16 protein-coding genes are annotated in these 22,860 nt (G+C 42.3%); 11 read left to right on the top strand and 5 right to left on the bottom strand.

All coding sequences use genetic code 11. The annotated features are described in order from the left end of the window. The first annotated feature begins 3 nt into the window (after positions 1–3). The 7 genes from ACTFWY_RS13340 to gor all read left to right on the top strand — a co-directional run bounded on the left by ACTFWY_RS13340 (position 4) and on the right by gor (position 9,951). Positions 4–747, top strand: a complete 744-nt coding sequence (locus ACTFWY_RS13340; protein WP_005469755.1) for a Stp1/IreP family PP2C-type Ser/Thr phosphatase — start codon at positions 4–6, stop codon at positions 745–747. Beyond that, positions 740–2,731, top strand: a complete 1,992-nt coding sequence (gene pknB, locus ACTFWY_RS13335; protein WP_005469756.1) for a Stk1 family PASTA domain-containing Ser/Thr kinase — start codon at positions 740–742, stop codon at positions 2,729–2,731. Before ACTFWY_RS13340 ends, pknB begins: the two co-directional genes overlap by 8 nt. A gap of 239 nt (positions 2,732–2,970) precedes the next feature. After that, positions 2,971–3,438, top strand: a complete 468-nt coding sequence (locus tag ACTFWY_RS13330; protein ID WP_003128852.1) for a CtsR family transcriptional regulator — start codon at positions 2,971–2,973, stop codon at positions 3,436–3,438. A 5-nt stretch (positions 3,439–3,443) separates the two neighbouring features. Then, entirely contained in the window at positions 3,444–5,918 is a 2,475-nt protein-coding gene (locus ACTFWY_RS13325) for an ATP-dependent Clp protease ATP-binding subunit (RefSeq protein ID WP_081131176.1), read from the top strand. A 299-nt stretch (positions 5,919–6,217) separates the two neighbouring features. Further along, on the top strand, positions 6,218–7,138 hold the full coding sequence (locus ACTFWY_RS13320) for a peptidase U32 family protein (RefSeq protein ID WP_003128854.1): 921 nt from the start codon (positions 6,218–6,220) through the stop codon (positions 7,136–7,138). Positions 7,139–7,150: 12 nt separating this feature from the next. Next, positions 7,151–8,392: a peptidase U32 family protein gene (locus ACTFWY_RS13315; protein ID WP_005469760.1), complete on the top strand. Its 1,242-nt coding sequence runs from the start codon at positions 7,151–7,153 to the stop codon at positions 8,390–8,392. A gap of 212 nt (positions 8,393–8,604) precedes the next feature. Next, positions 8,605–9,951, top strand: a complete 1,347-nt coding sequence (gene gor, locus ACTFWY_RS13310; protein WP_409532041.1) for a glutathione-disulfide reductase — start codon at positions 8,605–8,607, stop codon at positions 9,949–9,951. A gap of 160 nt (positions 9,952–10,111) precedes the next feature. On the opposite strand, the gene ACTFWY_RS13305 is transcribed toward gor, so the two are convergent. The 4 genes from ACTFWY_RS13305 to ACTFWY_RS13290 form a co-directional block, all read right to left on the bottom strand. Then, positions 10,112–11,098, bottom strand: a complete 987-nt coding sequence (locus ACTFWY_RS13305) for a polyprenyl synthetase family protein (protein WP_029487375.1) — start codon at positions 11,096–11,098, stop codon at positions 10,112–10,114. An 11-nt stretch (positions 11,099–11,109) separates the two neighbouring features. Beyond that, on the bottom strand, positions 11,110–11,670 hold the full coding sequence (locus tag ACTFWY_RS13300) for a Gx transporter family protein (protein WP_003128859.1): 561 nt from the start codon (positions 11,668–11,670) through the stop codon (positions 11,110–11,112). A 10-nt stretch (positions 11,671–11,680) separates the two neighbouring features. Further along, positions 11,681–12,097, bottom strand: coding sequence for a NusG domain II-containing protein (locus ACTFWY_RS13295; RefSeq protein ID WP_003128860.1), 417 nt, complete (start codon positions 12,095–12,097; stop codon positions 11,681–11,683). Positions 12,098–12,262: 165 nt separating this feature from the next. Beyond that, positions 12,263–14,206, bottom strand: a complete 1,944-nt coding sequence (locus ACTFWY_RS13290) for an NAD(P)/FAD-dependent oxidoreductase (RefSeq protein ID WP_005469767.1) — start codon at positions 14,204–14,206, stop codon at positions 12,263–12,265. A 268-nt stretch (positions 14,207–14,474) separates the two neighbouring features. On the opposite strand from ACTFWY_RS13290, the gene pplA reads away from it, so the two are divergent. The 3 genes from pplA (at position 14,475) to menA (ending at position 17,715) form a co-directional block, all read left to right on the top strand. Continuing rightward, the gene (gene pplA / locus ACTFWY_RS13285) at positions 14,475–15,416 is read left to right on the top strand and encodes an extracellular electron transfer flavoprotein PplA (protein WP_439927072.1); all 942 of its coding nucleotides are present in this window, start codon (positions 14,475–14,477) and stop codon (positions 15,414–15,416) included. A 249-nt stretch (positions 15,417–15,665) separates the two neighbouring features. Continuing rightward, on the top strand, positions 15,666–16,742 hold the full coding sequence (locus ACTFWY_RS13280) for an FAD:protein FMN transferase (protein WP_005469775.1): 1,077 nt from the start codon (positions 15,666–15,668) through the stop codon (positions 16,740–16,742). A 13-nt stretch (positions 16,743–16,755) separates the two neighbouring features. Continuing rightward, positions 16,756–17,715 (top strand): 1,4-dihydroxy-2-naphthoate polyprenyltransferase, encoded by a 960-nt coding sequence (gene menA, locus ACTFWY_RS13275; RefSeq protein WP_029487376.1) that lies wholly within the window; start codon positions 16,756–16,758, stop codon positions 17,713–17,715. Positions 17,716–17,815: 100 nt separating this feature from the next. On the opposite strand, the gene ACTFWY_RS13270 is transcribed toward menA, so the two are convergent. Beyond that, complete coding sequence (locus ACTFWY_RS13270; protein ID WP_005469778.1) at positions 17,816–18,775, bottom strand: biotin--[acetyl-CoA-carboxylase] ligase; 960 nt, start codon at positions 18,773–18,775, stop codon at positions 17,816–17,818. A gap of 439 nt (positions 18,776–19,214) precedes the next feature. Here ACTFWY_RS13270 and rpoB point away from each other — a divergent pair, with 439 nt between their 5' ends. After that, a complete protein-coding gene (gene rpoB / locus ACTFWY_RS13265; protein ID WP_005469779.1) occupies positions 19,215–22,832 on the top strand; it encodes a DNA-directed RNA polymerase subunit beta in 3,618 nt (1,205 codons plus the stop codon). Positions 22,833–22,860 lie beyond the last annotated feature (28 nt).

Below are 22,860 nucleotides of genomic sequence, written 5' to 3'. Positions count from 1 at the left end.
AAGTTGGAAATCCATTTTCAAACAGATGTTGGTAAACGTCGGAATACGAACCAAGACTTTGCTGCTGTGTATGTCAACAAAAAAAGTATCACATTGGCGATCTTAGCTGATGGGATGGGAGGACATCGGGCAGGTGATGTAGCGAGTCGTCAGGCTGTGAGTGGCTTGGGAACCGCTTGGGAAAAAACAGAATTGACAGATAGTGAAAAGGCTGCTCAATGGCTGATCCAAAAAATCCAGGCAGAAAGTGTCTCGATCTATGAAAAAGGCATCGAGGATGAGGCGCTGAATGGCATGGGAACAACGATCATTGCTGTAGCACTCTTTGAGGATCAATTTACGATTGCGAATGTTGGCGACAGCCGCGCCTATATTTTGCGGGATCATGAGTTGATACAAATTACTGAAGACCATTCTCTTGTCAATGAATTGGTGAAATCTGGCCAAATTACTGCTGAAATGGCACTGAACCATCCACGCAAAAATGTTTTGACTCGTTCTGTTGGAATGCCTAATACAGTAGAAGTAGATGTAGCGATTCATTATTTTGCTGAAAGTGATTACTTGCTTCTTTGCTCAGACGGACTGACAAACATGTTGGCAGATGAAAAGATCGCAGCCATCATTGAAGGCGCGTCGTCCCTTAAAGAAGCGGTTCAGCAGTTGATCGATGCAGCCAATCAACAAGGCGGAGTCGATAATATCACAGTGTTACTGATCAAAGTTGGAGGAACTGCCCATGATTGAAATAGGGAAAAAGTTAAATGGCCGCTATAAAATCATTGGCAATATCGGCAGTGGCGGCATGGCAAATGTATTTCTGGCTCATGATTTGATTCTTGATCGAGAAGTTGCCGTCAAAGTATTGCGATTTGACTTCCAAAATGATAAAAATGCGATTCGCCGCTTTCAGCGGGAAGCATTGGCTGCCACAGAGTTGGTTCATCCCAATATCGTAACAGTGTATGATGTAGGCGAAGAAGATGGGATGCAGTTTTTGGTGATGGAATATGTCAAAGGCATGGACTTGAAGCGATATATTCAAACCCATTACCCAGTTCCTTATCTACAGATTGTCGATATCGTGCAACAAATTTTGTCAGCAGTGGCATTGGCTCACCAACATCGAATCATTCATCGGGACTTGAAACCACAAAACATTCTGATCAATGAAGAAGGCGTCGTTAAGATCACGGATTTCGGGATCGCGATTGCTTTATCGGAAACATCGATCACCCAAACCAACTCGATGTTAGGCTCTGTGCACTACTTATCGCCAGAGCAAGCACGGGGAAGTATGGCTACTAACCAATCTGATATCTATGCGATTGGAATCATCCTATATGAAATGCTGACGGGGAAAGTTCCTTTTGATGGTGAGTCCGCTGTCACAATTGCCTTAAAACATTTTCAAGATGAGATCCCTTCTATTCGTATCTATGATAAAAATGTTCCTCAATCATTAGAGAATGTCGTATTAAAGGCAACAGCGAAAGAGCAAGCCGATCGTTATAAGACAGCTGATGAAATGCGAGAAGATCTTTCAACAGCCCTGTCACCTGAGCGCTTGAATGAACCAAGGTGGGAGCCACATGCGCTAAACGATGAAACTCGAGCGCTGACCCCTATTACCGATGAAATGATAGCTGAACAGCCTGCAGAACCGGCAGTGACGGAGCCAGAAGTAGAAGAGACCGCAGACCAGAAACAAGAAAAACCAAAGAAGAAGCGGAAGAAATGGTGGCTGATCCTGCCAATACTAGTTATTGCAGCGCTGCTGGTCATTGGCGGCTATTTTGTTTTTGGCGGAGGGCGCGGCGATGTTGAGATCCCTAAAGTCAGCGGAGACACAGAGACCGTTGCTCGAGAAAAGCTGGAAGCAGCAGGATTAAAAGTTGCTGATGAAACCGAAGAAATTGCTGACGATGAGATTGAAGAAGGCAATGTCGTTAAAACGGATCCACAAGAAGGAACCGAAGTCAAAAAAAATAGCGAGATCACTTTGTATATCAGCTCAGGGACTGAAAAAATCACCCTAAAAAACTATGAAGAGAAAAATTTTGAAGATGTAAAAGCCGAGTTGATCAAGTTAGGTTTTTCAGAAGACCAAATCAAAGAAGAGACCAAATCCAGTGATGCTATCGGAGAAGGTCTGATCATTAGCCAATCACCAGATGTCGGCGAGAAAGTTTCTCCGAAAGAGGATGACATTACTTTTGTAGTCAGCACGGGACCTGAATCGTTTGCAATGGAAGACTATTATGGTCAGCGAATCGAAGATGTACGGGCGGCATTGACCTCAAAAGGAGTTCCAACCGAAAATATTTATGAACAATCAGCGCCAAGCGATGAACCAGTGGGGACTGTCATTAATCAAGCGCCAGGAGCAGGAGAATCAGTCATTACCTCTCAAACTGTTATCACGCTGACAGTCAGCAGCGGTCAAGAGATGGTTAATGTGCCACGAATCATTGGACAGAGTCGAAATGATGCTGTAGCAGCACTAAATGAGGCTGGGTTAAAATATTCGATCAAAGAAGAATCGGGCTACAATGATTCTGTTCCGGCTGGAGAAGTCACAGATGTTTCGCCAGGTGAAGGGACTTCGGTGGCTGTTGGTTCTTCAGTAAATGTTACTATTTCTAAAGGACCAAAACCAGAGTCCTCTACGAGTGAATCCTCCGCTAGCAGTGAATCAACAAGTACGAGTTCAACGAGCTCTGAAGATTAATCAATAGCTGAAAAAACTATCCGAATGATTTTTAAGTTTACTCTATAGGTCGCAGTGAGATGGCAACCAAAGACTGTAGAAGTAACCACTTGAAGATGCGGATAGTTTTTTTGTGATGCGAAAAAAGAGCTAGCTGTTTAAGTTTCTTTTAGTAATTCCGCATCTCTAGGCGTACATCTTTTCAAGTTTTCAAAAATTGGGTATAATGAAGGTCAGAATTAGTCAAGGGAGGGAATGAATTGAATCATCATAACACTTCCGATTTGATTGAGGCATATTTGAAGAAAATTCTTGAAGACAGCGAAACAATCGAGATTCGCCGAGCTGAAATGGCGAATTTATTCAATTGTGTGCCTTCACAAATAAATTATGTGATCAATACCCGTTTCACTATTCAAAGAGGGTATACGGTTGAAAGCAAACGTGGAGGCGGAGGATATATCCGTATCGAAAAAGTAAAGATCACGGATAACCACCACTACCTTGAAGAAATGAATCAATTATTTGATGAAACCATCTCGGAAAAAGATGCTTATGCAATAATCCAAAAACTTTATGAGGAAGGAATCCTGTCGAAGCGTGAGGGCAATTTATTGTTGACCGTCATTGCGAAGTCAGTATTAGGACGTTCTCCTTATGAAAATCGAACACGAGCAGACTTGCTCCATGCAATTTTAGAACGTTTAAGTTATGAAGACAGGAAGTGAATGAGATGGATGAACTATTTACACAACGAGCGAAAGCTGTGCTGACGATCGCACAGGAAGAAGCAAAGTACTTTAAACATCAGTCCGTAGGTTCAGAACACATCTTGCTTGCCTTAGTCATTGAACAAAATGGCATTGCCGGCAAAACGTTACGGGAAATGAATATCACTGAAAATGATATTCGCGAAGAAATCGAGCATTTAACAGGTTACGGAACTGTTCGCCAATACCCAGAGAATGCCTATCTAGCCTATTCCCCACGAGCGAAGCAAACATTTGCTTATGCTGGAGATGAAGCTAAGCGTTTAGGCGCTCTTCAAATCGGCACAGAGCATCTTTTGTTAGGATTGCTTCGGGATGAAGATATTTTAGCCTCAAGAATCATGTTGAACTTAGGGTTGAGTTTGGCTAAAATGCGGCAGTTATTAAAGAAAAAAATGGGTATCAATGACACAAAAAATGCCGGTGGTGCGGGTCGTCGTCGTCCTCAAGGAAAAGCACAAGGAACGCCGACGCTGGACTCACTAGCTCGAGATTTAACAAAATTGGCAAGAGATAAACGCTTAGATCCAGTAGTGGGTCGAGCAAAAGAAGTGAAACGATTGATTCAAATCCTAAGCCGCCGGACCAAAAACAACCCTGTTTTAGTAGGGGAACCGGGGGTTGGTAAAACAGCTATTGCTGAAGGATTGGCACAAAAAATCATTCACGGTGAAGTACCAGAAGATATGCAGAACAAACGCTTAATGATGTTAGATATGGGTGCTTTAGTAGCTGGCACGAAATATCGCGGTGAATTTGAAGATCGAATGAAGAAAATCATCGACGAAATTTACCAAGATGGTCAGATCATTTTATTTATTGATGAGCTGCATACACTGATTGGTGCTGGTGGTGCGGAAGGTGCTATCGATGCATCGAATATATTAAAACCTGCATTAGCCCGCGGTGAATTACAAACAATCGGTGCTACGACCTTAGATGAATATCAAAAGTATATCGAAAAAGATTCTGCATTGGAAAGACGGTTTGCCCGTGTTCAAGTGGATGAGCCAACGCCAGAAGAAGCAGAAGAAATTTTACGAGGATTACGTCCCCGTTATGAAGAGCATCACGGCGTAGAGATTTCAGATGATGCCCTGCATGCCGCTGTCCAATTGTCGGTACGCTATATCAATTCACGGCAGTTGCCAGACAAAGCCATTGACTTGATGGACGAATCGGCAGCAAAAGTGCGCTTGGATAAAACAGACGAAAGTTCTGAGTTGGCCGATTTACAAAATGAAATCGCCAATCTGATTGAAGAAAAAGAAGCAGCGATTCGCCAACAAGACTTTGAAGCCGCAGCTCGTTTGCGCATCAAAGAGAAGAAATTGACCCAGCAGTTGACTGAAGTTGCGTTCATGGAAGTGAAAGAAGCTTCTGGCTACGCAGACAGTGTCACTGGCGAAGATGTTGCGGCAGTCGTGTCGCAATGGACGGGCGTTCCTTTACAGCAAATGGAGAAAAAAGAAAGTGAACGGCTTCTCGATCTAGAAAAAATCCTGCATCAGCGAGTTGTTGGTCAAGAAGAAGCTGTGAAAGCAGTCGCACGTTCGATTCGTCGAGCACGTAGTGGTCTAAAAGATCCGAATCGTCCAATTGGTTCATTCATGTTCCTAGGTCCTACGGGTGTCGGAAAAACAGAGCTGGCAAAAGCCTTGGCAGAAGCAATGTTTGGCAGTGAGGATTCACTCGTTCGTGTGGATATGTCTGAGTTTATGGAGAAATACAGTACAAGTCGTTTGATTGGCTCCCCTCCTGGTTATGTTGGTTACGATGAGGGTGGACAATTAACTGAAAAGATTCGTTCAAAACCTTATTCAGTGATTTTACTAGATGAAGTGGAAAAAGCTCATCCAGATGTCTTCAATATTCTCTTACAAGTCCTTGATGATGGTCATTTGACAGATGCCAAAGGGCGGAAAGTCGATTTCCGTAATACAATCCTGATTATGACCTCAAATATCGGTGCACAACAGATTCGTGAAGAAAAGAATGTAGGTTTCAATGTGGTGGATCTTAGCAAAGACCATCAAGCGATGCAAAAACGGATTCTGGAAGAGCTCAAGAAAGCATTCCGTCCTGAGTTCTTGAATCGGGTGGATGAAACAGTTGTCTTCCGTTCATTAGGTGAAGATGAAATTCATGAAATCGTTAAAATCATGAGTAAAGCGATCATCAAACGTCTCAGTGATCAAGACATTCAACTGAAGATCACATCTGCAGCGATTGATGTCATCGGTAAAGCTGGTTTTGATCCAGAATATGGGGCTCGCCCAATTCGTCGAGCATTGCAAAAAGAGGTCGAAGACCGCTTAAGCGAAGCACTATTGTCGGGACAAATCCATTTAGGTGACCGGGTGACGATTGGGGCATCGAAAGGCTCAATTACATTGAATGTAAAAGAAGGCCAATCTCGTATTCTTCAACAAGTATAAGCTCATAAAGAAAAATAAAACTATCTAACTAGCAAACGACTGATGGTCAGCAGAATGCAGGCTGAACCATCGTTTGCTGCTTGGATAGTTTTTTTGTGGGCAAATAGTATTTGTTGGATTTCGAACAATTGAAATGGAGATAAAAACTCATAAAGTTCACAAATTTAAAAGAGTGTTAAAGTTGTATTACCAGTTCTCATCGCTGAGTATTCCTTTTTTTAGTGAAAAAAGTTCAAAAGGAAGTCTTGGAAAGCCGTGTTGCCTGTGATACTATTAGTGAGTTATAGAGGAGGAATATCATGGTTGAGATTATCGCAACGGTGGAGTCGATCGAACAAGCAAAACAGCTCTTACCTTATGTAGATACTATTTTTTTCGGAGAAGAAACTTTCGGTTTGCGTTTGCCGACATCTTTCTCACGAGAGGAACAAAGCGAATTGATCCGCTTAGCGCAAGCAGAAGGGAAACAAGCGATGGCGGCAGTCAATGGCATCATGCACCCGCAAAAAATGACGCTAGTTCCAGAATACTTGGCTTTTTTGAAGGCCAACCATGTTGATAAAATTTCTATCGGCGATCCAGGAATCATTTATCGTATGAAAAAGAATCCGGAATTGGCATTGCCGTTTGTATACGATGGAGAGACGCTGGTCACCAGTGCTAGACAAATCAATTTTTGGGGGCAAAAAGGGGCGATTGGAGCAGTTTTAGCAAGAGAAGTCCCCTTTGGAGAAATGACAGTTTTAGCACCACAGCTAACGATTCCTGCGGAAGTGCTTGTCTATGGGGCAACGTGCATCCATCAGTCGAAACGTCCATTGCTTCAAAATTATTATAATTATACGCAACAGGAAGATGAAAAATCTCGTGAGCGAGGTTTATTTTTATCAGAACCCAAGAAGGAGGATACCCACTACTCGATTTATGAAGACAGTCATGGCACGCATATTTTCGCCAATAATGACATCAATTTGATGAATGAATTGCAGTCTCTTTTTGAAACGGGGTACCAGACTTGGAAGTTAGACGGTTTATTTACTCCAGGGACAGCGTTTGTCTCGATCGTAGCTTGTTTTGCACAGGCGAAGCAATTGCTTACTGAAGGCACATGGACTGCTGAACAAGCAGCTAGCTTGAGTGAACAAGTACGTCAGCTACATCCAGCTCAACGGGGGTTAGATACCGGTTTTTATGCGATCAATCCAGAGGATATCAAGTAAGGAGCAATGGAAATGACAGTCAAACAAAAATTGAAACGGCCAGAAGTATTGGCACCAGCCGGTACATTAGAAAAATTAAAAACAGCCATTCATTACGGGGCGGATGCTGTTTATATAGGCGGCAACGCCTATGGCTTACGCAGTCGTGCCGGAAACTTTACCTATGAAGAGATGGCTGAAGGGGTTGCATTTGCTAAAGCTCATAATGCTAAAGTATATGTAGCAGCAAATATGGTCACCCATGAAGGCAATCAAGAAGGAGCTGGGGAATTTTTCCGTCAATTGCGGGACGTGGGAATTTCGGCGGTGATCGTGTCTGATCCTGCTTTGATCGAGATCTGTGCGACAGAAGCACCAGGATTGCCGATCCATCTTTCAACGCAAGCTTCCGCGACAAATTATGAAACGCTAGAATTTTGGCGAGAAGAAGGGCTTGAGCGAGTTGTCTTGGCTCGAGAAGTATCCATGGAAGAAGTCGCCGAAATCCGCAAAAATACGAGTGTGGAGATTGAAGCTTTTATTCATGGGGCGATGTGTATCTCTTATTCTGGACGTTGTACATTGTCCAATCACATGTCGATGCGAGATGCCAATCGTGGTGGTTGCTCACAATCTTGTCGTTGGAAATATGATCTTTTTGATATGCCTTTTGCACAAGAAAGAAAGAGTTTGACAAAGAATGGAACGATCGAAGAAGAATTCTCAATGAGTGCAGTCGACATGTCCATGATCGAACATATTCCTGACTTGATTGAAAACGGCGTCGATAGTTTTAAGATCGAAGGACGGATGAAATCGATCCACTATGTTTCAACTGTTGCGAATGTGTACAAAGCGGCAGTTGACAGTTATATGGAAGATCCAGAGAACTATGTCTGCAAACAAGAGTGGATTGATGAATTATGGAAGGTAGCGCAAAGAGAACTAGCTACCGGATTTTATTACCATACACCGAGTGAAAATGAGCAATTATTTGGTCCTCGGCGTAAAATCCCGCAATACAAGTTTATCGGAGAAGTCATGGCCTATGATGACGCAACAAAGATGGCCACGATCCGGCAGCGGAATTTGTTTTCGGTGGGGGACGAGATCGAGTTTTATGGACCTGGATTCCATCATTTCCATCAAAAGGTGGAAGTCATGTATAATGAAGACGGTGAATCGATCGATCGCGCGCCAAATCCGATGATGCTTCTAACGATGCCCGTCGCTGAACCTGTTCAGGTTGGCGACATGATCCGGAAGAAAAAATAAAAACTGTGACAGAAGTATCCAAGGCTGATAAAGGAAAAATAATGAGATTCGAGGGGTAGCGCACTGTGCTAAAAGCGAGTTTGAATCTCGTACATGTTATGTTCCTCTCCCTTTATCATTGACTCGGTGCTTTCTGTCGCATTTTTTTGTAAGATTTGAAAAATCCTTCGATATACACCAAAATGAAGTTGTTCCTAAGGAGGAGACCAATAATGCAAGAGTATGATTACATAGTGATTGGCGGTGGCAGTGGCGGGATTGCTTCTGCTAACCGTGCAGGAATGCATGGAGCTAAAGTTTTATTGATTGAAGGCAATGAGCTGGGGGGTACTTGTGTCAATGTGGGCTGTGTACCCAAAAAAGTGATGTGGCAAGCAAGTGAAATGTTAGAAATGATTAAGCGTGATGCCACGAGCTATGGTATTTATCCACATGTGGATAAATTTGATTTCAAGCAACTTGTGGATAACCGTGAAAAATATATTGATTTTTTACACACAGCATATCAAAAAGGCTTAGATAGCAACAGAGTAGAAGTTATCCACGGTTATGCACAGTTTGTGGATAACCATACTGTGACGGTCGGTGGACAAGAATACAGAGCGCCAAAGATCTTAATTGCTACAGGAGGAAAACCTAGTGTCATGTCGATTCCTGGTGGTGAACATGCGATTGATTCCAATGGCTTTTTTGCCTTAAAAGAAGTGCCTAAAGAAATGATCGTCTTAGGAGCAGGATACATTGCGGCAGAACTTAGCGGAATGAGTCAGCAATTTGGCAGTCACGTTTCTTGGGCTTATCGTAAAGAACGTCCATTACGGGCGTTTGATCATATGTTAACTGACAATTTAGTAGAAATTTATCGAGAAGCAGGAATGGACCTTTATTCCGGCTATGTAGCTGAAAGGATCGAAGAACGTGATGGACAATATACGGTTTTCTTTGAAAATGGTCAAACACTGACGGGGGACTGTGTATTGTTTGCTGGGGGACGAGTGCCCAATACCCAACACCTTGGTTTGGAAAATACAGATGTCTCTCTAGATGAAAAAGGCTTTGTCATTGTTGATAAGTACCAAAATACGACTGCTGAATCGATCTTTGCAGTTGGAGATGTGATCGGCAAATTAGAGTTGACGCCAGTAGCGATTGCAGCGGGTCGTCGCTTGTCTGAACGATTGTTCAATGGTCAAACTGAGGCACATTTAGATTATGATCTGGTGCCGACAGTCATTTTTACGCACCCACCAATTGCAACGATCGGTCTTTCAGAAGAAGCTGCAATCGCAAAATATGGCGAAGAAGAAATCAAAGTATATCGTTCACGCTTTACACCAATGTACTTTGCATTGAATGACTATCGTCAAAAATGTGAAATGAAACTTGTTTGTTTAGGAAAAGAAGAGAAGATCATTGGTCTACACGGTATTGGAATTGGTGTTGACGAAATGCTGCAAGGATTCGCCGTCGCCATCAAAATGGGAGCAACTAAGGCAGATTTCGACAATACCGTTGCAATCCATCCGACTGGAGCAGAAGAGTTCGTTACAATGCGATAAACAGTCAAGAGAAAGTGAAGTAAAGAAAAAGAACGATCTCCGATTATAGAAGACGTGTCGTCTAATCAATCGGAGATCGTTCTTTTTTGTCTGAAAGACAGCTAGTTGAAAGCAGCTACCTCTAAATCACTTATCAAACTATTATTTATAGAAAAACCACTCAATTTGTGCGAGCTAGGATTTGGTTTGTGATCTGATACAAATAGTCTTTGGTATTTTTTCCAGGATCAGGTAATTTCTTGATTCCTTGCAGGGCTTTTTTTGTATAACGAGCAGCTAATTGATGTGCTTCTTCAACGCTATGGCTGTCGTGAACGATTTGGTAGACTTGCTGCGCTTCCTGATCGGTCATCTCGGCTTTTTTCTCCAGTAATGGTGTTAGCACTGCCCGCTCTTTTTTCAGTGCCAACAACAACGGCAGTGAGTAGACCCCCTGCTTGACATCTTCAAGGACAGGCTTACCCAAGGCACTTTCGCTTTGGCTGTAATCAAGGATATCGTCCATGATTTGAAATGCTAACCCGATGGATTGACCAATCGTTTTTGCCTGATTGGCTAAACGTAGAGAAGCCCCACTTTCATAAGCCCCGATAAAGCAGCTTAGAGCAAACAGTTCAGCTGTTTTACCGGAAATGTTTTCCAGATAGTCCTCAATCGTCACATTCAGGTCGTAGCGTTTGCTCATTTGTCCTAATTCTCCAGCTAAAATTGTTTCCATGCTGCGAGAATTGATTTGCAGACTTTTGAGAGAACCAGCGTAATCCGCCATTAGTTTAAAACAGCATACAAAGAGATAATCACCCGCGTAAACGGCGACATCATTACCGAATTGTGCACGGATAGTAGGCAAGCTTCGCCGAGTATCGGCTTGATCAACAATATCATCATGAATCAGTGAAGCAGTATGGAGCATTTCGATCGCTGCGGATAGTGCTACTGCTTTTTGAGAATCTTTCTCTTCTCCGAATTCAGAGAACAACAACTGATAGGCCGGGCGGAGCATCTTGCCGCCAGAATGGATCATCGCTAATATCGCTTGTTCTACTGCTTTATTTTTTAGTTTCAAGGATTGTTCCATTAATTGCAGCGATTCAGATAAATCGTTTTGCAACGCAGGATATGCTTGCCACATTGGATGAAGTTTCATAAATGACTCCTTTATTTTGAATCAGAACGCCACTTGACATTGGTTTGCCGTTCATAATCAAGCTGAAATCGCCGTAATGTGTCTACTCTTTGCAAAAGATAGTTGGCGGCGATGCCGATGGCGATCCCTGATAGAATACCGAAAAATGCGAGAACGGGTAGGTAAAGCATGACACTCCAGGATTGAGCAATCCAAGAAGCTGTGACCAATTGGCCAACATTGTGTAAAAAACCACCAGCTGCACTGATCCCGATAATGCTGACGCGCTTAGGTCCTAGTTGTTTTACTAGCAACATACCAAAATAGCTCAAAAGTGAACCACTCATACTATATAAGAATGTTGAAACAGTTCCGCCTAAGAGTGTAGTTAAGATCAAACGTAGCCATATCAGCAAAAAACTGTCTCGTTTAGGCATAGTGAACAAAGCAATGATCGTGATCAGATTGGCTAAACCTAATTTAGCTCCGGGAGCAAAGGCAAAAGGATACGGAATCATATTTTCAATCAAACCGATAACGACTCCTTGAGCAACTAATAATGAGATGAAAATGATTTTCTGTAAACGACTCATAGTATCACGATCAGTAGATTAGATCGTCTGTCTCACTCCCATCTGTTGCACGAACTTCGATCACTAATTTATGTGGCAAACATACGATTGTTTCGCCATTTTTTGAGGCCCAGCCGCGGCGGACGCAAATTTGATCGCCACAGTCAGCTTCTTTGATGCGGATGCGGTCACCAGCGATTTCAATGAGATTGTAATCACCATCTGGATCTTCGTATCGATACGTGTAGCTATCTTGTCCTTCGATCAAATCAAACTCTTTGATCTCCTTGCCATCAACTCGCAAAACAGCTTGTTTGGCGGCAGTAGGGGTACTTTGTGATTGCCCAAAAATCAAAATTGGTAAAAACGAGCTAAGTATCAGTACCAGAATGATGACCCCGTCCCAAGGCTTCAGGTGGGCACGACGGATAAATTCTTTTACTTTCATCAGAAAGACTCCTTTGAAGTTCTGTGTCTCATTCTAGCATAATCCGCTGGTTTTCTACTACTTTTAAGAGAAGGTTTTTCTAGTAGATAAAAAAGTGCTTAACTTGGAAAGAGACTGAGACATTGATCAAAGGATCAGGCTGCCTCAGTCTCGTTTAAAAAGCGATTATTTTTTACCGTATAAGGAACGAGGTGTACCGTACCACCATTTACCAAGTGTACGTTGTAACCATGGGATCACCCAACGATCCAAACCAACGGCACGGCCAGAACCGTTCATTAATGCAAAGGCTACTGGGATGAACCAAATGTTAACCCAATAGAACATACCTGACATACAGAATGTCAAGACTAAAACGATTGTCGTTGCATTCACTAACCAAGTAAACAAACCAGCCATCAATGCTAAAGCTAAAGCAATTTCAAAGAAGACCATGAATTTTTGGAAGAACATTGCTACATCGTTGTTAGGCATAATAAATTGCATCACTTTTGTAAACCAATCTGGTGATTTTTCGATCACGACCATTGGTTGTTCGCCGTAGGCATAACTTAAACCAAAGTGAGCTGCTTGAGTTGCTGCTGCGCCGGCAGCATCGCCTGCACCGCTTGCCGCACTGGCAGCGTCAGCTGCTTCACTCGCGCCGCTTGCTGCATCAGCAACAGTTTGATATTCCCAAGTCCAAGGGAATACGCTGTTTCCTTGGAACCAAGAACCTTCGCCAAACCATGTTCCTGGCTTAAAGACTTCACCATTTGTACCTAGAATTTTCTTGAAGGCTTCAACGAACCATACCAGACCGTAGAAGATTCGCAGTGGAACACTCCAAAGAACGTTTCCGTAACGTGAAGTATGACCACGCGCCACTGTCCGATCATCTTTGATATGGAAGATTTCATGCATCAAGTATTGGAACATGTAGTAGCCAGAACGAATGTCAAAGAAGTATTTCAAGTTGACGATATGTTTCATAATGATTGCTAAGAAACCGCTAAGGTGAATCTTATTGAATAAGTTGGCTACGCCCCATTTAGCGCCAATCGATACCATGAATCCTTGGTAATTTCCTTTAAATTTGTGTTTTTCGCCACCTTTGATCGCTGCGACGATATTTGATGCAGCTGTATGACCAGTTTGTTCAGCGGCTTGAACGATTTGTGGTGTTGGTGTATTTGGAAATTCTTCATAGAAGACCAAGTCACCAATGATATAGATATTTTTGTCTTCATAACCTTTTGCTTCCATATATTCGTTAGCAACAAGGCGGAAACCGCGAGCAGTTTCTAGACCAAAGTCTGCAGCGTCGCTCGTTCCTTTCACACCAGCTGTCCAAATCAGTGTATAAGTTGGGATCGTTGAACCATCTTTTAATTTGATGTGATCTTCAGCCACTTCAACGATTGGTGCGTTCAGAACTAATTCGACATTTTTTTGTTTCAAGTAGCGTTCTGCTTTGGCAGCATCGTTACGATCCAACATGTTAAGGATCGTAGGCATTGCTTCGACCACTTTCAAAGTGATTTCGCTTGGATCCAATTTGTAGTCTTCAGCCAAACGCTCTTTCCAGTCGATCAGTTCACCGATCATTTCAATACCGGTAAAGCCAGAACCGCAGACAACGAAAGTCAACATTGCTTTACGAAGTGCTGCATCAGGCTCGATTGCTGCTTTAGCAACAGTTTTTTCGATGTGTTCACGAATGCGAACAGAATCTTCAAATGACCATAGAGTAAATCCGTGTTCTTTTACTCCTGGAGTGCCGAAATCATTTGGTTCGCCACCCATACCTAAGATCAAGTAATCAAAGGAATAGCTGCCTTGTTTTGTTTGTACGACTTTCTTTTCTTTATCGATAGCAGTTACCGTGTCGGTTACTAAGCGAACATTTTTCTTACGTGAAAACAAACGTTGCAAGTCATATTGGATTGCGGTCGGCTCGACACGTCCCCCGGCAACCTCGTGCAGTTCGGTCATCATGGTGTGATAAGAGTGACGATCGATCAATGTTATTTCTACATCATTGTCTTTTTTCAATTTTTTTGCCATGTACTTGGTTGCTGAAACACCGGCATACCCTGCACCGACAACGACAATGCTTTTCTTTGCCATTGCAAATCTCTCCTTAAAAAAAATAATCTATGATAATAAATACACAATCGTTCCTATTATATATAGAAATCCATCGTTTGTCTAACTTTTCTGATAGGAAAATACGATATTTCATGAAATTCGTGAAAATTTGCGAAAATCAAAAAAAGTTCAAAAATATTCACAAAAGCCATAGGGAAGCGGTTGACATATTTCTAATTTACTTTAAAATGTTAGATGAATCACAAACTTTTTTTGTGGGAAAATAATTAGTAAAAGGTGGAGCATTATGAAAGCAAAGAAATTAATGGTAGGTATGGCGGTATTTTCATTCTCAGCGTTAGTATTAGCAGGTTGTGGATCTGACAACAACACGTCAGCTTCTTCGTCAACAAAAGAAAGTATTTCACAAGTCGCTAGCAGCGAATCAGCAACAGCAACTTCTGAATCAGAAGCGAAAGTAGTCGCAGGAGCACCATTGCAAGATGGCACATATAAATTAGAAGAAAAAAATTATTCAAATGATTACCGCGTAGTTTTTGAAATCACTGTTAAAGATGGCAAAATCACTGAATCTAAATATGACAACATCAATGCAGACGGCGAATCAAAAACAAAAAATGCGGAATACAACGAAAACATGAAAGCCAAAGCAGGAATCAGTCCAGAAGAATTTATTCCTAAATTCAATGAAGAATTGGTTGCGGCACAAAGCCCTTCAGCAATTGAAGTTGTTTCTGGTGCGACACACTCATTCGATTCATTCCAAAACTATGCACAACAATTGATCCAAGCTGCTCAAGCAGGCAACACAGATACAATCGAGATCGACAACGGTGCAGACTTGAAAGATGGTACGTATAGCTTAGAAGAAAAGAACTATTCAAATGGCTACCGTGTAGCATTCTCAATCACTGTCAAAGACGGCAAAGTGTCTGAATCTAACTATGACTATGTTAACGAAGATGGCAAATCTAAAAAAGATGATGCGGAATACAACGAAAACATGAAAGCAAAATCTGGCACAAACCCAGAAGAATTTATTCCAAACTTCAACGAAGCATTCGTGACAGCAGTAAATGCTGAAGATGGTTCAGTTGCTGATATGGATGTTGTTTCTGGTGCGACACACAGCTTCCACAGCTTCGTGATCTATGCACAACAATTGTTGAACGCAGCAGAAAAAGGGGACGAAACACCTATCCAAGTGGACAACATCGTCACTGAATAATTCATAAATGAACAAGTGGTATTCTGATGTAGAGTACCGCTTTTTTTATGTTCAAAAGCGCTAAATAACCTACCAATAATAAAAAAATTCTAGTAGAAAACCTTCCTACGTGGACTCCCTCTGTCTGATAAAGAAACAGAAGAGATTAAAGAATCGCAAAAGAAACTAAGATTCTGGCGCCAACCCTTTTCATTTTAGAAAAAAAAAGCTATTATAATAAAATTGAATACAACAGAAAAGAGGAAGACCATGAAAAAGAAATTACCGTTTTTTGCATTGATTGTTTTTTTTATCACAATATTATCCGCTTGCGGCAGTGAAAAAGAAACTGTTCAATTAAGAGACGAACCATATTTTCAAGAAGAATTTTTATTAGGCACGTATACACGCATCAGAATTTACGATGAAGGCAAAGAATCTGCGATGAAACCAGCGTTTGCCCGCATCAAAGAATTGGGAGACAAGATTACGATCAACCAAGCAGGATCAGAAGTTGACGAGATCAATGCCCAAGCTGGAATCAAACCAGTCAAAGTTTCTGATGATATTTATTTTCTATTGAAGGATGCCTATGACTATAGCAAAAAATCTAATGGCGGGTTCAATATGGCTATCGGTGCGATCACCCAATTGTGGCGGATTGGATTTGATGATGCTCGCAAACCGGAACAATCGGAAATTGATGAAGCACTAAAACATATCGATTATCGGAAAGTTGAGTTCAATGATGATGAGAAGACCGTCTATTTAAAAGACAAAGATATGATCATTGACTTAGGAGCGATCGCTAAAGGATATATCACGGATGAAGTAGTCAAAGTATTGAAGGAACAAGGGGTTACCTCGGCAATCGTTGACTTAGGCGGCAATGTCTATGTGTTAGGACATAGCAATCGTGGTGAAGACGAACCTTGGAATGTGGGGATCCAAGATCCCAACGAAGCCCGCGGTTCCATTATTGGCAGTATCAAAGAAACCAACAAAACGGTGGTCACTTCAGGAATCTATGAACGCTATTTGAAAGTCGACGGCAAAACCTATCACCATATCTTTGATTCAGAAACAGGGTATCCGTATGACAATGACATTGCCAGTGTATCTGTGATCACAGATAAGTCGATCGATGGCGATGGTTTGACGACGGTGGTTTTTGATAAAGGGATCAAAGCTGGTTTAGAATATATCGAACAGCACACCGACAAAGGAACAGATGCGATCTTCATCACGAAAGAAGGGATCGTCTATGTTACGGATGGAATCAAAGATACCTTTAAGCTGTCTGAAGAATCAGGTTACACGATGGGCGATCGTGCCGATTTAAAATAAGAGGAGGGATCTTGTGTCTCTTGCAGTATTTTTAGAAGTTGTTGAGATTCGGACTAAGGTTGCAAGTATTTTTCCGTTTATTATGGGAATCTTGTTTTCTCTCGTATACTTCCATGAATTCCATCCATTGAACACCATTATATTTTTTGTAGGGATGATCTTGTTTGATTTAACGACAACATCGATCAATAACTACATGGATTTCAAAAAAGCAAAGTCTAAGGTTTATAAGTATGAACAAAATGTGATCGGTCGGGAAAAGATTCCCGAAACCCTTGTACGGAACATGATTTTTGGCATGTTGGCGCTGACGTTGTTGATCGGTCTTTATCTGACTTGGATGACAGGCTGGCTTTTATTGCTGATGGGATTAGTCGTATGCTTTATCGGGGTGTTTTATACCTTTGGGCCGGTTCCCTTATCTCGGATGCCATTGGGGGAAGTCTTTAGTGGAGTGACGATGGGATTAGGTATTTTTGCCATCACCATCTATCTGAACACTGTCACACAAAAAGTTTTTTATTTAGACATTGATTTTGCGACCGGAACCTTCGGATTAGTGGGTCATCTGTGGGCGGTATGTGCCATTGTATTAGCATCCTTGCCCCTTGTATTTACGATTGCCAATATTATGTTGGCAAATAACTTGCGTGATTTAGAAACAGATATTGAGAACCACCGGTACACATTGGTTTATTACATTGGTCGGACCAACGGCATTCATCTTTTCCAAGGATTGATGCTGGCATCCTACGGTGCGATTTTGATCGGATTTTTGTTTGGTCTTTATCAGTGGCCGATCTTACTCGTCTTTCTAACCTTACCGAAGATTCGCCAAAACTTGAAAGAGCATCAAGCAAGTTTGCCGCACCCAAGAAGCTTTGGTTATTCAATCAAAAACATGATTTTATTTAACAGTAGCTATGCTCTAGGCCTAATTTTATGCCTGATCTGGCAAATGCTCGTTCACTAAATAGCAAGACAAAGACCCGTCAGACAAAGAATGGCTGCATCGTAAGAGCAGTCTTTCTTGATCTGACGGGTCTTTGTTTGGTTTTTTGAAAAAAATGCTGCTAAGAATATTTCTCCAGACTGATTTCACCAGAAGAAAGGACTTTGACATCATCTGTTGTCCGAACCACTAATTCACCAGTAGCAGTGATGGACTCTGCGACTCCTTCATAGCGGATGCCTTGTTGTGTGAAGCAAACGGTTTTACCAAGAACAAATGATTTCTGACGATAAATAGTTAGATAATCATCAGCCGGTAATTGATCCAACAAGTCAAAGAAGCGTGTCCATACTGCTGCGATCAAGCGCGCACGATTGACAGGAGCTTCCCCAGTTGGAAAGAGAGAGGTTGCCCTTTGCTGGATATCTTCTGGGAAAGCTGTCTGAGGGATCGCAAAGTTGATGCCTATGCCGATGACGATCGAAGCGATGCGGCCACTTTCAAAGTCACTAGTGGCTTCAGATAAAATACCGCAGACTTTTTTTCCTTCTAAGTAAATATCGTTGACCCACTTGATTTGTGTTTCTTTGCCGGTCAACTCATCGATTGCTTGTGCCACAGCTACCGCTGCCAATAATGTGTATTGAGGCAACTCGCTGAAGGTATGATTTGGCTTCAGCAATAAGCTCATATAGATTCCTTTTCCTTTGGGTGAAAAGAAAGGACGATTGAATCGACCATGCCCGCCTACCTGTGTTTCTGCTAAAAATAGAGCCGGAGTCGAAAGTTCAGATAAAGCAGCTAGCTTTGCTTCTTTCATCGTGGTCTCAACTTGGTCAGCGATCTGGATCGTTGCTACCATCGGCAGTGCTTCCTGTAACGTGCGTTGTTCGTAACGATCTGCTGATAAATAGCGATAGCCGCTGGCTGAATGTTCAAAGCGGTAGCCTTTTTTCTCTAATTCTTTAATCGCTTTCCAGACGGCAGTCCGTGATATGTCCAATTTTTGGGCAATTTTTTCTCCGGATAAAACGGAGGTTTCTTGTTGCAACAATGCCAAAATCTTTTCTCTAGTTGTCATAGTTGCTCCTTTCAAAATGTTTCACGTGTAACGCTCATGCTTTTTTTGCTAGCATAGCAAGAAAACAAGAAAATGCAAAGAAATTTCTCGTCATTTTTTCTAATTTTAGAGAATCCTTTCTTAAAGAAAACTTAGAATTTGCATGCATCGGAAAAGTGTTGCAACTTTCAATGAAAGCTTGACATCAATGTGCTTCATCTGTATAATAAGGAGTTGCAAAAACTATCTGAAAGAAAAAAGCAGAAACGAAATATTGTCCGTTTCGGCTTGGGAATAAGGAAACAAAAGTAGAAAATGCCTATTGCATCCGTTCTATTTTTGGTTTTTTTTTGCCTAAAAGCCGCAAAAAATGCTTTCTGTAATCTATATTTAATATTTGTTACAGTTTTGTAAATAATCGGATAGCCTTTTTGAAAGACTTTATGAAGAGGTGAAGAGCTTGGCTGGACACGTAGTAAAATACGGAAAGCACCGCGAACGTAGAAGTTTCGCACGGATCAGTGAAGTATTAGAATTACCGAATTTGATTGAAATTCAAACCGACTCTTACCAATGGTTCTTAGATGAGGGCCTAAGAGAAATGTTTGAAGATATTTTGCCAATCGAAGGATTTAACGGCAATTTGTCCCTAGAATTTGTAGACTATGAATTGAAAGAACCTAAGTATACAGTGGAAGAAGCACGTGCGCATGATGCCAACTATTCGGCACCTTTGCATGTCACATTGCGTTTAACAAACCGTGAAACTGGCGAAATCAAGTCACAAGAAGTCTTCTTTGGCGATTTTCCATTAATGACGGAACAAGGTACGTTTATCATCAATGGGGCAGAGCGGGTCATCGTTTCTCAGTTAGTCCGTTCACCAGGTGTTTATTTCCATGGCAAAGTCGATAAGAACGGAAAAGAAGGATTCGGCTCAACTGTGATCCCTAACCGCGGTGCGTGGTTAGAAATGGAGACAGATGCGAAAGACATCTCTTATGTACGTATTGACCGTACTCGGAAGATTCCTTTGACTGTGTTAGTGCGTGCCTTAGGGTTTGGTTCAGATGACACGATCTTTGAAATTTTTGGAGACAGTGATTCATTACGCAACACAATCGAAAAAGACTTGCACAAAAATGCAAGCGACTCTCGGACAGAAGAAGGACTGAAAGATGTTTACGAACGTCTGCGTCCAGGCGAACCCAAAACGGCTGACAGCTCACGCAGCTTGTTGAATGCTCGCTTCTTCGATCCAAAACGCTATGACTTAGCAAATGTTGGTCGTTACAAAGTAAACAAAAAATTAGACTTGAAAACACGTCTATTGAATTTGACATTAGCAGAAACATTGGTTGATCCTGAAACTGGCGAAATCATCGTCGAAAAAGGAACTGTGTTGACTCACCAAGTGATGGAAACATTAGGTGCCTTTATCGATAATGGTTTAAATAGTGTTACTTACTACCCATCAGAAGACGGTGTTGTTACAGAACCAATGACTGTTCAAGTCATCAAAGTCTTTTCACCAAAAGATCCAGAACAAGAAGTGAATGTTATCGGTAATGGCTATCCAGATACGACCGTTCGTACAGTACGTCCAGCGGATATCATTGCTTCTATGAGCTACTTCTTCAACTTAATGGAAGGTATCGGCAATGTTGATGATATCGACCACTTAGGAAACCGCCGCATTCGTTCAGTTGGGGAATTATTGCAAAATCAATTCCGGATTGGACTTGCTCGGATGGAACGTGTCGTTCGTGAACGGATGTCAATCCAAGACACAGAAACATTGACACCGCAACAATTGATCAATATTCGTCCTGTTGTAGCAAGTATCAAAGAATTCTTTGGTTCTTCTCAGTTGTCACAGTTCATGGACCAAACCAACCCATTGGGTGAGTTGACCCATAAACGTCGTTTATCAGCCTTAGGACCTGGTGGTTTGACGCGTGACCGTGCTGGATATGAAGTACGGGACGTTCACTATTCCCACTATGGCCGGATGTGTCCGATCGAAACGCCTGAAGGACCGAACATCGGGTTGATCAATAGCTTGGCGTCTTATGCCAAAGTCAATAAATATGGCTTTATCGAAACCCCTTATCGTCGTGTTGATCGGGAGACTGGCCGTGTGACAGATCAAATCGACTATCTGACTGCAGATATCGAAGACCATTACGTCGTTGCCCAAGCAAACAGCTTGCTGAATGAAGACGGTACATTCGTGAATGACGTTGTTATGGCTCGTGCGACTTCTGAAAACTTAGAAGTGTCGATCGACAAAGTGGACTACATGGACGTTTCACCTAAACAAGTAGTCGCAGTCGCAACAGCTTGTATCCCATTCTTGGAAAACGATGACTCCAACCGTGCCTTGATGGGTGCCAACATGCAGCGGCAAGCAGTTCCATTGATCAACCCTAAATCACCATGGGTTGGTACTGGTATGGAATACAAATCAGCCCATGACTCAGGTGCTGCATTATTGTGTAAACAAGATGGAATCGTCGAATATGTGGATGCTGCTGAAATTCGCGTTCGTCGCGACAATGGCGCATTAGATGTTTATTCGGTAACGAAATTCCGTCGTTCTAACTCAGGAACAAGTTACAACCAACGCCCGCTTGTAGCCCTTGGCGAAAAAGTAGAAAAAGGCGACATCCTTGCAGATGGCCCATCCATGGAAAATGGTGAAATGGCATTAGGACAAAACGTTCTAGTCGCATTCATGACTTGGGAAGGGTACAACTATGAAGATGCCATCATCATGAGCCGCCGTTTGGTGAAAGATGATGTCTACACTTCTGTGCATATTGAAGAATACGAATCAGAAGCTCGTGATACAAAATTAGGACCTGAAGAAATCACTCGTGAAATCCCGAATGTCGGGGAAGACGCATTGAAAGATCTAGACGAAATGGGTATCATCCGAATTGGTGCGGAAGTCAAAGATGGCGATCTGTTGGTTGGTAAAGTAACGCCTAAAGGGGTAACGGAACTATCTGCAGAAGAACGCTTGCTTCATGCAATCTTTGGTGAAAAAGCCCGCGAAGTCCGCGATACTTCTCTGCGCGTACCTCACGGTGGTGGCGGAATCGTCCATGATGTGAAAATCTTTACCCGCGAAGCTGGCGATGAATTGTCACCAGGTGTCAATATGCTCGTTCGCGTGTATATCGTTCAAAAACGGAAAATCCATGAAGGGGATAAAATGGCCGGCCGTCACGGAAATAAAGGGGTCGTTTCTCGCATTATGCCAGAAGAAGACATGCCTTTCTTACCAGACGGTACACCAGTTGATATCATGTTGAACCCATTAGGGGTGCCTTCACGGATGAACATTGGACAAGTATTGGAATTACACTTAGGAATGGCTGCCCGCCAATTAGGAATCCACGTGGCTACACCAGTCTTTGATGGTGCCAGCGATGAAGATGTCTGGGCAACAGTTGCAGAAGCCGGCATGGCTAGCGACGCCAAAACCGTTTTGTATGATGGCCGTACTGGAGAACCATTTGATGGTCGAATCTCCGTAGGTGTCATGTATATGATCAAATTGGCCCACATGGTCGATGATAAATTACATGCCCGCTCAATTGGACCATACTCATTGGTTACGCAACAACCATTGGGTGGTAAAGCACAATTTGGTGGACAACGTTTCGGGGAAATGGAAGTTTGGGCACTGGAAGCATACGGTGCTGCTTATACCTTGCAAGAGATCTTGACGTACAAATCAGATGACGTTGTTGGTCGTGTGAAGACATACGAAGCGATCGTTAAAGGGGAACCAATTCCAAAACCAGGCGTACCAGAATCATTCCGCGTATTAGTCAAAGAATTGCAATCACTTGGTTTAGACATGCGTGTCTTAGACATTGATGATGCAGAGATTGAATTGCGTGATATGGATGATGACGATGATGACTTGATCACCGTTGACGCCTTAACAAAATTTGCCGAACAACAAAATGCTCGTGAAATTGAGCAACAAGCACAAACAGAAGCTAAAAATGCCGCCGATGATTTGAACCAACAAATCGAGACAGCAGAAGATCGCTTGCAATAATAGAAACGAGGGGACACCCGTCAAAATC

Source organism: Enterococcus sp. 125944 (genome assembly GCF_051909435.1).
Lineage (GTDB): Bacteria > Bacillota > Bacilli > Lactobacillales > Enterococcaceae > Enterococcus_D > Enterococcus_D gallinarum.
Note: the sequence above shows the minus strand (reverse complement) of the source record. Positions and strands in the feature narration are given on the sequence as shown.